Here is a 13,435-nt window from a genome sequence, read left to right as displayed (position 1 = left end):
TTGCTCAATTGTCGCCTTTCTGCAATCTGAGCTATTTTGGGTAATAACCTGGTTAAACCGCGGAGGCTCCCCCGACGATCTCGGTGAGTTCCTGAGTGATGCTGGCCTGACGAGCTTTGTTGTAAACCAACTGCAGCTCTTTGATCAGACTACCGCCGTTATCGGTGGCGGCTTTCATCGCTACCATTCGCGCGGCCTGTTCGCTAGCCAGGTTTTCAACGACGCCCTGATAAACTTGCGATTCCACATAGCGACGCAGGAGGGTATCCAACAGCGCTTTTGGATCAGGTTCATACAGGTAATCCCAGGATTTCCTCTTCAGCTCACCGTCTTCCGCTGGCGGAAGAGGTAACAGCTGCATGATCCGTGGTTCCTGAGACATCGTATTGATAAACTTGTTATTAACGATATACAGTTTATCCAAACGACCTTCATCATAGGCTTGCAACATCACTTTCACTGGCCCGATAAGTTCTGACAGAGAAGGGTTATCCCCCATGCCAGTAACCTGAGCAACAATCTTGCCGCCCACGGAACCAAAGAAAGAAGCTGCTTTTGACCCGATTAGCGCTAAATCACATTCAACGCCTTTTTCAGACCAACCTTTCATCTCAGACAACAGTCTTTTGAACAGGTTAATGTTCAAACCACCGCACAAGCCACGGTCTGTAGAAACCACCAGATACCCAACACGCTTAACGTCGCGCTCTTCCAGGTATGGATGTTTATATTCCAGATTACCTAACGCGAGGTGACCAATCACACTGCGCATTGTTTCTGCATAAGGACGGCTAGCCGCCATGCGTTCCTGCGATTTACGCATTTTGGAGGCGGCGACCATCTCCATGGCTTTGGTGATCTTTTGCGTGTTTTGCACGCTGGCGATCTTGGAACGTATCTCTTTTGCGCCGGCCATTTCTGCTTCTCCTCATTGCCAGACGGCCTGCTTTCCTAACGAAAAGCAGGGCCGTATAGCGTTACCAGGACTGGGTTGCCTTAAATGTATCAAGGATGCCTTTCAGCTTGGCCTCGATTTCATCGTTATACGCGCCAGTTTGGTTGATTTGTTGCAGAAGCTCGGCGTGCTCGCGGTCAGCAAATGCCAACAGCGCAGCTTCAAAGCTACCTACCTTCGCCAACTCGATATCACCCAGATAACCACGTTCAGCTGCGAACAGAACCAGAGACTGCTGTGCAACAGACATCGGTGCATATTGTTTCTGTTTCAGAAGCTCGGTCACTTTCTGACCATGGCTCAGCTGTTTACGTGTTGCATCATCCAAATCGGATGCGAACTGGGAGAACGCAGCAAGTTCACGATACTGTGCCAGAGCGGTACGAATACCACCGGACAGTTTTTTCATGATCTTGGTCTGCGCTGCACCACCCACACGGGATACGGAGATACCTGGGTTAACCGCAGGACGAATACCGGCGTTAAACAGGCTGGATTCCAGGAAGATCTGACCATCGGTAATAGAAATTACGTTGGTCGGAACGAACGCGGAAACGTCCCCTGCTTGAGTTTCAATGATTGGCAATGCGGTCAAAGAACCCGTTTTGCCTTTCACTTCACCCTTGGTAAAGGCTTCAACGTAATCGGCGTTAACACGCGCAGCACGCTCCAACAAACGGGAGTGGAGGTAGAATACGTCGCCAGGATAAGCTTCACGGCCTGGTGGACGACGGAGCAGCAAGGAGATTTGACGATATGCAACAGCCTGTTTAGACAGGTCATCATAAATAATCAGCGCATCTTCACCGCGGTCGCGGAAATATTCACCCATGGCACAACCGGAGTAAGGTGCCAGGTATTGTAATGCTGCAGATTCTGAGGCCGTAGCTACCACCACAATGGTGTTAGCCAATGCGCCATGCTCTTCCAGTTTACGCACTACGTTTGCAACAGTAGAGGCTTTCTGGCCGATAGCAACATACACACATTTAATGCCTGAATCGCGTTGGTTGATGATCGCATCAATCGCCAGAGCAGTTTTACCTGTCTGACGGTCACCGATAATCAATTCACGCTGACCACGACCGATTGGAATCATGGCATCGACAGACTTATAGCCGGTCTGAACAGGTTCATCAACGGATTGACGTTCGATAACGCCAGGTGCGATAGCTTCAACAGCTGAGAAGCCGTCATTTTCTACCGGACCTTTACCATCAATAGGTTCACCCAGAGTATTGACGACGCGCCCCAACAGGCCACGACCGACGGGAACTTCCAGGATACGGCCAGTACATTTAACCTTCATGCCTTCGGCAAGATCGGCGTACGGGCCCATAACTACAGCACCTACGGAGTCGCGCTCCAGGTTCAGTGCGATTGCGTAACGGTTGCCTGGCAGTGCGATCATCTCGCCTTGCATAACTTCGGCCAAACCGTGTACACGAATGATCCCGTCACTGACGGAAACAATAGTACCTTCATTGTGAGCTTCGCTCACCACATTGAACTGAGCAATGCGCTGCTTGATCAGTTCGCTGATTTCGGTGGAATTCAGTTGCATATGCTCCAGTCCCCTTAAGACTGCAAGACGTCCGCCAGGCGTTCTAGACGACCGCGAACGCTGCCATCTATCACCATATCGCCTGCACGTATTACTACGCCGGCCATTACGGACTTATCGATTTTGCAATTCAGCTTAACTTTGCGTGACAGACGTTTTTCCATCGCAGCAGCAATTTTTGCCAGCTGTTCGTCGTTCAATGGGCTCGCAGAGCTCACTTCAACGTCGACGGTCGACTCCAGCGAGGCACGCAGTTGAATAAACTGCTGTAGTACCTCAGGAAGAACCAGTAAACGGCCATTCTCCGCCATAACTCGAATGAAGTTCTGTGCGGGTTCATCGAGCTGATCACCACAGACTGCAATAAACGTCTTAGACATTGTTTCTGGTGCTACAGCACCGGAAAGCAATTCAGCGATTTGTTCATTGCGCGTCACTTGGGCAGTAAACGCCAGCATATCTTGCCAACGTTCAACCACCTGGTGCTCAACAGCAAAGTCAAAAGCTGCTTTGGCGTAGGGGCGAGCTACAGTTACAAATTCAGACATCAGCCCCTCCCTCCTTACAGTTCAGCGACCAGTTTATCAACGATGTCGCTGTTAGCAGCTTCATCCACGGAACGTTCGATGATCTTCTCGGCGCCAGCTATAGCCAGCATCGCGACTTGCTTACGCAACTCTTCACGAGCACGCTTACGTTCGGCGTCGATCTCTGCCTGCGCTTGCGCCACGATTTTGTTACGTTCCTGTTCAGCTTCTGCTTTAGCTTCATCAAGGATCTGAGCTTTACGTTTACTCGCTTGCTCAATAATCACCTGTGCTTCTGCTTTGGCCTTCTTCAGTTGGTCGGTCGCATTGGCTTGCGCTAAGTCCAAATCTTTTTTGGCACGTTCTGCAGAAGAGAGACCGTCAGCAATTTCTTTTTGACGCTTCTCGATGGCAGCCATAATCGGCGGCCATATATACTTCATGCAGAACAGGACAAACAGGACAAACGCGATGGCCTGGCCGAGGATTGTTGCGTTAAGATTCACAGCACAATGCCTCTTTAAAAGTTAATAGTTTGGTGTAGTTCACAGTAGAGAAAACTCTACTTACGCGACAGCAAACATCACGTACAGACCCAGACCAACAGCGATCATAGGGATGGCGTCAACCAGACCCATGACGATAAAGAACTGTGTACGCAGCAGAGGAATTAGGTCAGGCTGACGTGCAGCGCCTTCCAAAAATTTACCACCCAGGATGCCGATACCGATCGCAGCACCGATTGCCGCTAAACCCATCATTATAGCGGCAGCCATGTACAGCAGATCCATATTCAGGTTTTCCATGACAGTCTCCAGTTTATTTCAGTTAAAACGCAGTAATGTTATAAGAAAATCAGTGCTCTTCGGACGCCATCGACAGATAGACAATCGTCAGAACCATGAAGATAAAGGCTTGTAACGTAATAATCAGTATGTGGAAGATAGCCCAAGGTAAACTGAGCATCCACTGTGACCACCACGGCAACAGGCCAGCAATCAGGATGAAGATCAACTCACCCGCATACATGTTGCCGAACAGTCGCAGACCGAGTGAAACCGGTTTGGACAGCAGGCTGACACCTTCCAGAATTAAGTTCACTGGAATGAATATCGGGTGATTGAACGGCTGCATCGTTAATTCTTTTACGAAGCCGCCTACACCTTTCATTTTAATGCTATAGAACAGGATCAGGATGAAAACACCCAATGCCATGGACAAGGTAATACTTACGTCAGCAGTCGGTACCACGCGCAGCGCTGGTAACCCAAAGACATGTTCACCGATGTAAGGCAGTAAATCGATTGGCAGCAAGTCCATCATGTTCATCAATAAAACCCAAACAAACACAGTTAGGGCTAATGGCGCGATGACTTTACTTTTGCCGTGGTACATATCCCGTACGCTGTTATCGACAAAACCGATAATTAACTCAACAGCCGTCTGCAATTTGCCAGGCACGCCACTGGTGGCACCTGCCGCAACTTTGCGGAACACAAACAGAAAAGCTAACCCCAGCACGACAGAGAAGAACAAAGAGTCAATGTTCAACGTCCAGAACGTTGCAGGGCCCGGTGAGTGGGGATTGACCAACTCAAAGGTACGCAGGTCCAACTGAAGGTTGTTCAGGTGGTGCCCTATGTAGTCCCTTGGAGTAGAGATTTCTCCTGATGCAGACATGATGCCTCTTACCCTTTTTTTAGTTAAATACGGTGACCGTCGAATACGATAACTGTTAAGTACGGTAGCCGCTTATCACGGCCGGTGCCAATATCTGCACAATCAGCACCGCTAAATAGGTTAAACCGAGTGGTGCAAATGCTGCTTTAAACAGCCCTAATGCCACAATCAGCAAAATTATCGTCATGATAACTTTTAACCCTTCGCCAATGGCAAACGACCACGCAACACGACCTGGAGCAGCTGTTTTTACTTGATGGCGGCAAGCAAACAACATAAAAATGGCACTGGGCAACCAGGCTGCCAATCCTCCTGCCAGAGCAGAAGCACTCCATTCCAGGCTTTTAAAACCAAAAACAGCACTGAGAACAACAAAAGTCATTAACTGCAACAACAGCAACTTTCGTGCAATTTTCCCACTGTAAAGGGATACAGGCATGACGTTTGTTCTCTCCAAACCACACTAAAGGTATGCTGAGTGAGGTATAAAACTGCCTTTTACCCCATTGAGTCAAGCAGCAAAAAACGAGCAAATTATACGGGCCACTCAAACGAATTCAATCGATAAGTAGCGAAAAGGTGAACAATTATTTAAATTTTCTTCTTTCGCGCTATTTTCACAAGGAAACCCTCGGAATAAAGCACGTATTTAATTGTCTGACTATTCCATCTATTATCAATAAAGCGTGCAACAGATCACAAAACTTAAAACAAACTGATTTATATCCTATAGAGCTTTACTTTGTCTTTAACGAAAAGAGCCATTAAATACTTTTATAAATCATAATGTTAAATTTAAACCATTATCAAACAACTTATCTACTTAGTAAAAACTTACCGTTGACATTTCAGATAATAACCCGGCAACAGTTTGGATACATAAAAAACATAATCTCTTCGGTAAAATAATGACCAAAGTGACTATTTGGTCGCTTTCAATATAATTTTATCATTCGTGGACGATGATTTTGTAAACAATACGTGAAATATAATCTTCCCGTATGAGCATTAGCGAATAAATACTCGCCTATATTAAAAGGGCTAAATAAGATAAACCCCCTACTTTCATTAAGGATTTATTACATTTTTTTGATAAATAGCAAAGTTAGTTTGACTTAAGAATAACCAAATGACGTTCACCGTCTAACTCAGGTACCTGCAATCTCACCACAGACTCGAGAACTATTCCTTCAGGCAATATCCCTAATTCATCATCTGGCCTTACCCCTTTTAGCGCATAAAAACGCCCTTCTGGCTTGGCTGGCAAATGATGGCACCAGGACAGCATATCTTGTAAGGATGCAAATGCACGGCTTATTACACCATCAAATGGCGGTTTTGCGGCAAAGTCCTCAACTCGGCTTTGTACCGGCTCGATATTACTTAATCCTAATTCGTGTTGCACTTGCCGCAAAAAGCGAACGCGTTTACCCAAGCTATCGAGCAATACGAAGTGTGAATCGGGGCGCACTATGGCTAAAGGTATCCCAGGAAGCCCTGGCCCCGTACCGACATCGATAAAACGGTTACCTTGTAAATGTGGGTTAACGACAATGCTATCCAAAATATGTCGTACCAACATTTGCATTGGGTCACGCACAGAAGTCAGATTATAAGCTTTGTTCCACTTATCAAGCAGTTCCACATAGCCTATCAGTTGGTGTTTTTGCTGATCGGGTAACGCAATACCTGCTGCATTTAGCAGGGAATCTAATTTTTTTAACACAACAATATCCTCTGACTAAAAAATCTCTGTCAGCCTGTAATGAACCAGTATGTGGAGTAATAATCTAGCCGAGCTAGTGGTTTGAATACTTCGTTACTGACTGAAAATAAAGCTAAATCTGCCTGACTGCTTATCTCTCACAGCTCAGGCAAATGTTGAATAGTTACGCGCTACGACGTAGCAAACCTTGTTTTTTCAGCCAAACCAGCAAAATGGAAATTGCCGCAGGTGTAATACCTGAAATACGTGAAGCCTGACCGATAGAGTTAGGTTTGTGATCATTCAATTTAGCAATAACTTCATTAGATAAACCAGATACTTGGCGATAATCTAAATCAGCAGGCAGCAATGTATTTTCATTGCGCAGCTGTTTTTCAATTTCTTCCTGCTGACGAGCAATATAGCCTTGATATTTAACTTGAATTTCAACCTGATCAGCGGCTTGCGGATCCGTTAATGCTGGGCCAAATAAAGGCAAAGTTGTTAACAAGCGATAGTCAATTTCAGGGCGGCGCAGTAATTCTTCCCCATTGGCTTCTTTTGACAATGGAGCTTTCAGCAACGCATTGATTTCAGCTACGTTCTCAGAATGGGGATGAACCCAAATATCTCGTAGGCGCTGCCGTTCTTTTTCAATTAGCTCAATTTTTTGGCTAAAGTGTGCCCAACGAGCATCATCGACCAACCCTAACTTACGACCCATTTCAGTCAAGCGCAGGTCCGCGTTGTCTTCACGCAACATCAGACGATATTCCGCTCGTGAGGTAAACATGCGGTACGGTTCTTTGGTGCCGAGGGTGCTTAAATCGTCCACCAGCACGCCAAGGTAAGCTTCATCACGACGAGGTGACCACCCATCATCATCATTGGCGAAACGGCCCGCATTGAGGCCTGCAAGCAGCCCTTGAGCTGCTGCTTCTTCATAACCGGTGGTGCCATTGATTTGTCCGGCAAAGAATAAACCCTGGATATATTTGCTTTCCAGAGTAGGTTTCAAATCTCGCGGATCAAAGAAATCATACTCAATGGCATAACCTGGCCGAATAATACGTGCGTTTTCAAGCCCTTTCATTGAACGAACTATCTGCATCTGAACATCGAAAGGCAAGCTGGTAGAAATACCGTTTGGATAGATTTCATTACTGGTCAGGCCTTCAGGTTCAAGGAAGATCTGATGTGAATTACGATCCGCAAAGCGCATAACTTTGTCTTCGATCGATGGGCAATAACGTGGCCCAATCCCTTCGATGATCCCGGCATACATCGGGCTGCGATCCAGGTTATTACGGATCACTTCATGCGTTTTTTCATTGGTGTAGGTGATATGGCATGCCATCTGCTCAGGGTGTTGATCGGCATTTCCCAGGAAAGAGAATACTGGAATTGGCGTATCACCAAACTGAGGAGCCAATTGGCTAAAATCGATGGTGCGCGCATCAATACGCGGCGGAGTACCGGTTTTAAGGCGATTGACTCGCAGCGGTAATTCACGCAAGCGTTGTGACAATGAGATGGATGGGGGATCACCAGCACGGCCACCGCTGTAGTTCTCAAGGCCAATATGAATTTTCCCGTCCAAGAAAGTACCGACGGTCAATACCACAGCTTTAGCACGGAATTTTAATCCCATTTGGGTCACAGCACCGACCACACGATCGTTCTCAACAATCAGATCTTCAACAGGTTGCTGGAAGAGAGTCAAGTTAGGCTGGTTTTCCAATGCGGTGCGGACTGCCTGGCGATATAGGACGCGGTCAGCTTGCGCTCGGGTTGCTCTTACCGCAGGGCCTTTGCTGGCGTTTAGTATCCTAAACTGAATACCGGCTTGGTCAGTCGCCATTGCCATCAAGCCGCCCAGAGCATCGATCTCTTTTACCAAATGCCCCTTACCGATACCGCCAATCGCTGGGTTACAAGACATTTGTCCCAGTGTGTCGATATTGTGCGTCAGCAATAAGGTCTGACGTCCCATGCGTGCCGCTGCCATTGCAGCTTCTGTGCCGGCATGGCCACCACCAATGATGATGACGTCAAATTGATCTGGATAAAACATGGTACTGCACCTCGCCGTTATGCGAATTTCTGTATTTGCCCTGGGGTGGGGGATTCTACTCAAGTTTAGACGATCGACCAAGCAGCTTAGGATCGCCTTTAATTAAAAGAAGATCTTTTTATTTAAAGATCTCTTTATTAGATCTCTTATTAGGATCATGATCCTCTGTGGATAAGTGATAATTCACATTAGAGATCATAAGATTAAGGAGGATCGTTTGCTGTTAATGATCGGTGATCCTATTGCGTATAAGCTGGGATCTAAATGGCATGTTATGCACAGGCACTTTCAGACACTAAGGTTGTTATGTGGATATGTACTGCTTATACCCTGCTTTTAAGCTTACTTATCCACATTCGATCGCGTGATCTTTAAGCAAATCAGAGCAAATTAATCCAATTTTTAACCCAAATCTCTGCTGGGTCCTCAGGAATTTCATGTTGGATGACGTCAATTTCTAAAATATCACCCACACGCAATGCTCCCTGAGTGATCAATTGCTGATCCAATTTTCTGACTGCTCCACAGAAAGTGTCATATTCTGAACTGCCCAAACCGACGGCACCAAAGCGAACCTGCGAGAGATCCGGTTGCTGTTCTTCGATTTGTTCTAATAAAGGTTGAAGATTGTCTGGTAGATCACCGGCACCATGGGTGGAAGTGATAATTAGCCACAAACCATCCAGAGTCAGCTCGTCTAATTCAGGGCCATGCAGTGTTTCTGTCGAGAAACCCGCCTCTTCTAATTTCTCAGCTAAATGTTCAGCAACGTATTCAGCACTGCCAAGCGTACTGCCACTGATCAAGGTAATGTCAGCCATAAAGAACCCAACCGAAGTAATGAACCGGTATTGTACGCTGTGAATCAGCTGGGATCTACCTGTGGATAATGTGGGTATAGTTATTTAGTGCTCAGGGCACGATGGTACGCATAATGGGGTTCTGCAGGGAAATAAGTGTCTCTGTCGACTGGATCTCATCAATCGTCTGGATCTTGTTGATAAGTACCTGTTGCAGTGCATCTATCGATTTACACATGACCTTAATAAAGATGCTGTAATGACCGGTGGTGTAATAGGCTTCAACAACTTCTTCTAAACTCTCCAGTTTTTTCAGTGCCGACGGGTAATCCTTGGCACTTTTCAAAATGATGCCGATAAAGCAGCACACGTCATAACCCAGCTGTTTTGGATTAACGTGAACACAGGCTGCGGTGATAATCCCCGCCTGCCGCATTTTCTCCACTCGGACATGAATTGTTCCTGGGCTGACACCAAAATTTTTTGCCAATTCTGCATAAGGTGTGCGCGCGTTTTCCATTAATGCGTTCAAGATGCCGCGATCGAGATTATCGATTTGATAAATTTCACTCATATTAACCCCGTTTTTTTATCGATTATCTAATTATAGACCTATAAAAATGAATTATTAAAAGTGAAAAGGCAATATTTGTTGTTGTATATTGAATTTAACCCTCATTCTGTTGCTTAATCGATGACAAGCCAAACGGCATAATCAAACAATTTGCATAATCGACAGCAACGAATTGAGAAAACGACAATGAAAAAACAATTTATCCAAAAACAACAACAGATCAGCTTTGTAAAATCTTTCTTTTCCCGTCAATTAGAACAGCAACTGGGCCTGATTGAAGTTCAAGCCCCTATCCTGAGCCGTGTTGGCGATGGAACTCAAGATAACCTTTCTGGTTCCGAGAAAGCTGTTCAGGTAAAAGTAAAAGCTTTGCCAGATGCGACCTTTGAAGTTGTTCATTCATTAGCTAAATGGAAACGTAAGACTTTAGGCCGCTTTGATTTTGGTGCTGATCAAGGGATTTACACCCATATGAAAGCATTGCGCCCTGATGAAGATCGCCTGAGTGCTATTCATTCAGTGTATGTTGATCAGTGGGATTGGGAGCGCGTAATGGGTGATGGCGAGCGCAACCTGGCTTACCTGAAATCTACGGTTAACAAAATCTACACCGCGATTAAAGAAACTGAAGCGGCGATCAGTGCTGAATTTGGTATAAAACCTTTCTTGCCAGAACAGATTCATTTTATCCACAGTGAAAGCTTGCGTGCTAAATTCCCTGATCTGGATGCTAAAGGCCGCGAACGCGCCATTGCTAAAGAGTTGGGTGCGGTGTTCTTGATTGGTATTGGCGGAAAATTGGCTGATGGTCAATCTCATGATGTTCGTGCACCAGATTATGATGACTGGACCTCTCCAAGCGCGGAAGGTTTTGCTGGTCTGAACGGCGATATTATTGTTTGGAACCCAGTGCTGGAAGATGCTTTTGAAATTTCATCCATGGGAATCCGTGTAGATGCAGAAGCGTTGAAACGCCAGTTGGCACTGACATCAGATGAAGATCGTTTGAAATTGGAATGGCACCAATCACTGCTACAAGGCGAAATGCCGCAGACTATCGGCGGCGGTATTGGCCAGTCCCGTTTAGTGATGTTATTGCTACAACAACAACATATTGGTCAGGTTCAGTGCGGTGTGTGGGGGGCAGAAGTCAGCGAGAAGGTAGAAGGCTTGCTGTAATTCCCCTTCATACTTGAAGTTGCAGGGGTGTTAGCCACACTCACTAATCCGAATCACTTACTTGTGTAAGCTCATCGGGATTTGTTCGCTTGCTGCCTACCTGCAACACCAATTATTTTGGGGATTATATTTCCCCAGTCCGCGGTGGCGGTCATCGCGGGTTATTAATCTATGCTGTAGTGATATATAAATATATGTATCACTACATGCAAAGGTTGTTGACGTTATGGCCCGATTTCACCCTCTTAAACATTACTCACATGCTCGTCCAAGGCTGCTATTATCTGTTGGTGCTGGAATAATCACTTACTTCCTGTTGCCATCACATTTCACTGTATTACTGCGTCTGATGGTGAGTTGGAATATATTTGCGTGGCTCTATTTGTTGTTTTTATGGCTGCAATTATTGCGAAATGACCCGAAAAAAATCAGATTAATCGCCCGTGTGCAGGATGAAAGTGCCAGTATGGTGCTGAGTATTGTCAGCATGGCGTGTTTGGCAAGTATTCTGGTTATTCTGTTTGAGTTAAGCACGGCGAATCAGTTATCTGGGTCGGCTAAAGCATTCCATTTAGTGCTTACGGGAATGACGTTATTGGTATCGTGGTTATTATTGCCAACTGCTTTTACGATGCATTACGCCCATTTATTTTATCAGTCCCGTGATGAATCTGATGCTGTCCTGCCATTAATTTTCCCCAAAGAGGTTACTGAACCTTCCTATTGGGATTTTCTTTATTTTTCATTCACTATTGGTGTGGCTTCGCAAACTGCGGATGTCTCGACCGGCACTTCAGATATCCGCCGCGTAGTATTATTGCAGTCAGTATTGTCCTTTATTTTTAATATGACGATTTTAGGGCTGTCGATTAACGTTGGGGCGGGGTTGCTTAACTAAAGCTATTGATTAGCGCTTCCAGCGGCGCATTAAACGGCTTTTTAACCCTGTATCAAAGCGCCAGATATGATCGAAAATCCGCATGATACCGGGCTTGCCATAGGCGGACATCGCCACGGCATGGAACCTATGTTGATGGGCTTGCTGCTGGATTTTAATTTTTCTGATCAATTCCTCGGGTAAACGCTGGGCAATGAAATCAGAAATAATCACGGCATCCGCGTCATACCAGTCTCTCTCTTCCATTTTATTGAGGGTGCTGGCTAAGCAGGCCGCGAGATCGGTGCCGCCACGAAAATGTTGGCTAAGAAAACGTATTGCTTGCTCAATACCATTAGCTGATGAGAGTTCGTAGTGAATGATTTCCGTGGCGAATAGCATGATGTAGCAGCGGCGATTATCCGCTAGCGCAATACGCAGCAAAGCCAGACAAAATGCCTTGGCGCATTGCTCGTTAAATCCTCCCATCGAACCAGAAGTATCGACACAGACAATAAAGGGGCCACGAGGTTGTTCGTCATGGTTTTTAAGGCTGACCGGGCGCTGTAAAGTTTTTTCCTGCCAGTTATCCCCCTGTAAGCGATAAGTGAGCAAGCGCCTTTCCAATAAGCGGCGATAAAATTCAAATTCCAGCTCGCTCATCCCCAGCATCACTAACTCGGTCGGCAACAATCGCAAAATATCATTGCTCTGATGAATGCCACTGACTTCCTCTGGCACGGTATCAGGTTGGCGCACCATCACGGTGTAAGGTTCAAAGCGGGCATCGGGGGTGGGTTGTGCTTTAGCACTGCGGCTGCGGCCCAGTTGCTCTGCAAGCTGCTGTAATTCCGGCTGCTGTTGCAGAAAATCGCCATATTGCAGCAATAACTGATAATCACCGCGCTGCAAATGGCCCTGACTCATATCCCAAAGCCGCCCTGCTGCACTATTATTCGTCGCCAGGATCGGTTCCAAAGCACCACTGAGCGCCAGCCGCTGTTGTAACTCAGCTAAAAGTTGCTCCCGCTCTTGCTCAAGTAACTGATGATGGATAGTGATGGTTTGTAAGGTCAGGCTGATGCGCCAGCGCTGTAAAAAGAGAGTTTGAAAACTATCGCCGGTTTGGGGGTTTTTCTCTAAATCTGCAGTTTGTAGCAATGTTTTAGCTTGTGTGGCGAAAGGCGAATGCCACTGTTGCAATTGCGCCACAATCTCCGGGAGATGGTCATAAAATAGTGGGCTGGCCTCCAACAGACTCTGTTGATACAGGGCAAACTCATTTGCCAGCCCTGCGGGGACTTTTGCCTCCCGAATACGCTGTTGTAAGTTTTGCTTCCAGCCGGGGATATCCTTCATTAATGCCCGTTTAATGCGCGGGAATTTTTCAAAGAATAACGCTAACTGCGGTGATACCAATAACCCCACCACCATCTCTTCGATAAGCTCACTTTCGCTTATCGATAGCAGCAAATCCAATGTTGCCAGGCTGAGCATTGA

At 46.2% G+C, this 13,435-nt stretch carries 14 protein-coding genes; 2 read left to right on the top strand and 12 right to left on the bottom strand.

Features of this window, described 5'->3' with window-relative positions; genetic code table 11:
- Positions 1-52: 52 nt before the first annotated feature.
- From atpG to asnC, 11 genes are all read right to left on the bottom strand, one after another.
- On the bottom strand, positions 53-916 hold the full coding sequence (gene atpG / locus OP863_RS19785) for a F0F1 ATP synthase subunit gamma (protein ID WP_038637747.1): 864 nt from the start codon (positions 914-916) through the stop codon (positions 53-55).
- Positions 917-977: 61 nt separating this feature from the next.
- Positions 978-2,519: a F0F1 ATP synthase subunit alpha gene (gene atpA, locus OP863_RS19780; protein WP_004393033.1), complete on the bottom strand. Its 1,542-nt coding sequence runs from the start codon at positions 2,517-2,519 to the stop codon at positions 978-980.
- A gap of 14 nt (positions 2,520-2,533) precedes the next feature.
- Complete coding sequence (atpH, locus tag OP863_RS19775; RefSeq protein WP_004393034.1) at positions 2,534-3,067, bottom strand: F0F1 ATP synthase subunit delta; 534 nt, start codon at positions 3,065-3,067, stop codon at positions 2,534-2,536.
- 14 nt (positions 3,068-3,081) lie between these two features.
- The gene (gene atpF / locus OP863_RS19770) at positions 3,082-3,552 is read right to left on the bottom strand and encodes a F0F1 ATP synthase subunit B (protein ID WP_004393038.1); all 471 of its coding nucleotides are present in this window, start codon (positions 3,550-3,552) and stop codon (positions 3,082-3,084) included.
- 60 nt (positions 3,553-3,612) lie between these two features.
- Positions 3,613-3,852, bottom strand: coding sequence for a F0F1 ATP synthase subunit C (gene atpE / locus OP863_RS19765; protein WP_004393045.1), 240 nt, complete (start codon positions 3,850-3,852; stop codon positions 3,613-3,615).
- 49 nt (positions 3,853-3,901) lie between these two features.
- Positions 3,902-4,726, bottom strand: coding sequence for a F0F1 ATP synthase subunit A (atpB, locus tag OP863_RS19760; protein WP_005161179.1), 825 nt, complete (start codon positions 4,724-4,726; stop codon positions 3,902-3,904).
- Positions 4,727-4,781: 55 nt separating this feature from the next.
- Positions 4,782-5,165: a F0F1 ATP synthase subunit I gene (atpI, locus tag OP863_RS19755; RefSeq protein ID WP_004393047.1), complete on the bottom strand. Its 384-nt coding sequence runs from the start codon at positions 5,163-5,165 to the stop codon at positions 4,782-4,784.
- A gap of 666 nt (positions 5,166-5,831) precedes the next feature.
- Complete coding sequence (gene rsmG, locus OP863_RS19750) at positions 5,832-6,452, bottom strand: 16S rRNA (guanine(527)-N(7))-methyltransferase RsmG (RefSeq protein ID WP_038637752.1); 621 nt, start codon at positions 6,450-6,452, stop codon at positions 5,832-5,834.
- Between the two features lie 163 nt (positions 6,453-6,615).
- Positions 6,616-8,505 carry a tRNA uridine-5-carboxymethylaminomethyl(34) synthesis enzyme MnmG gene (mnmG, locus tag OP863_RS19745; protein WP_145592006.1) on the bottom strand — a complete coding sequence of 630 codons (1,890 nt, stop codon included), beginning with the start codon at positions 8,503-8,505 and terminating at the stop codon, positions 6,616-6,618.
- Between the two features lie 380 nt (positions 8,506-8,885).
- The gene (gene mioC / locus OP863_RS19740) at positions 8,886-9,326 is read right to left on the bottom strand and encodes an FMN-binding protein MioC (protein ID WP_038637758.1); all 441 of its coding nucleotides are present in this window, start codon (positions 9,324-9,326) and stop codon (positions 8,886-8,888) included.
- 91 nt (positions 9,327-9,417) lie between these two features.
- Positions 9,418-9,879, bottom strand: coding sequence for a transcriptional regulator AsnC (gene asnC / locus OP863_RS19735; protein WP_005161192.1), 462 nt, complete (start codon positions 9,877-9,879; stop codon positions 9,418-9,420).
- A 186-nt stretch (positions 9,880-10,065) separates the two neighbouring features.
- Between asnC and asnA the strand changes: the two genes are divergently transcribed.
- Both asnA and OP863_RS19725 read left to right on the top strand, forming a co-directional pair.
- Complete coding sequence (asnA, locus tag OP863_RS19730; RefSeq protein WP_265525737.1) at positions 10,066-11,058, top strand: aspartate--ammonia ligase; 993 nt, start codon at positions 10,066-10,068, stop codon at positions 11,056-11,058.
- Positions 11,059-11,284: 226 nt separating this feature from the next.
- On the top strand, positions 11,285-11,956 hold the full coding sequence (locus OP863_RS19725; protein ID WP_145589122.1) for a DUF1345 domain-containing protein: 672 nt from the start codon (positions 11,285-11,287) through the stop codon (positions 11,954-11,956).
- Between the two features lie 9 nt (positions 11,957-11,965).
- Here the strand turns inward: OP863_RS19725 and viaA are convergent, their stop codons facing one another.
- Positions 11,966-13,432 carry an ATPase RavA stimulator ViaA gene (gene viaA / locus OP863_RS19720; protein ID WP_265525736.1) on the bottom strand — a complete coding sequence of 489 codons (1,467 nt, stop codon included), beginning with the start codon at positions 13,430-13,432 and terminating at the stop codon, positions 11,966-11,968.
- Positions 13,433-13,435 lie beyond the last annotated feature (3 nt).

The organism is Yersinia sp. SCPM-O-B-9106 (C-191) (assembly GCF_026183365.1).
In the GTDB taxonomy this organism is placed as follows: domain Bacteria; phylum Pseudomonadota; class Gammaproteobacteria; order Enterobacterales; family Enterobacteriaceae; genus Yersinia; species Yersinia rochesterensis.
Note: the sequence above shows the minus strand (reverse complement) of the source record. Positions and strands in the feature narration are given on the sequence as shown.

Excerpts from the sequence above, each read along its gene's own strand:
- atpG (WP_038637747.1), bottom strand. The coding sequence starts at position 916 with ATGGCCGGCGCAAAAGAGATACGTTCCAAGATCGCCAGCGTGCAAAAC.
- atpA (WP_004393033.1), bottom strand. The coding sequence starts at position 2,519 with ATGCAACTGAATTCCACCGAAATCAGCGAACTGATCAAGCAGCGCATT.
- atpH (WP_004393034.1), bottom strand. The coding sequence starts at position 3,067 with ATGTCTGAATTTGTAACTGTAGCTCGCCCCTACGCCAAAGCAGCTTTT.
- atpE (WP_004393045.1), bottom strand. The coding sequence starts at position 3,852 with ATGGAAAACCTGAATATGGATCTGCTGTACATGGCTGCCGCTATAATG.
- atpB (WP_005161179.1), bottom strand. The coding sequence starts at position 4,726 with ATGTCTGCATCAGGAGAAATCTCTACTCCAAGGGACTACATAGGGCAC.
- atpI (WP_004393047.1), bottom strand. The coding sequence starts at position 5,165 with ATGCCTGTATCCCTTTACAGTGGGAAAATTGCACGAAAGTTGCTGTTG.
- mnmG (WP_145592006.1), bottom strand. The coding sequence starts at position 8,505 with ATGTTTTATCCAGATCAATTTGACGTCATCATCATTGGTGGTGGCCAT.
- mioC (WP_038637758.1), bottom strand. The coding sequence starts at position 9,326 with ATGGCTGACATTACCTTGATCAGTGGCAGTACGCTTGGCAGTGCTGAA.
- asnC (WP_005161192.1), bottom strand. The coding sequence starts at position 9,879 with ATGAGTGAAATTTATCAAATCGATAATCTCGATCGCGGCATCTTGAAC.
- asnA (WP_265525737.1), top strand. The coding sequence starts at position 10,066 with ATGAAAAAACAATTTATCCAAAAACAACAACAGATCAGCTTTGTAAAA.
- OP863_RS19725 (WP_145589122.1), top strand. The coding sequence starts at position 11,285 with ATGGCCCGATTTCACCCTCTTAAACATTACTCACATGCTCGTCCAAGG.
- viaA (WP_265525736.1), bottom strand. The coding sequence starts at position 13,432 with ATGCTCAGCCTGGCAACATTGGATTTGCTGCTATCGATAAGCGAAAGT.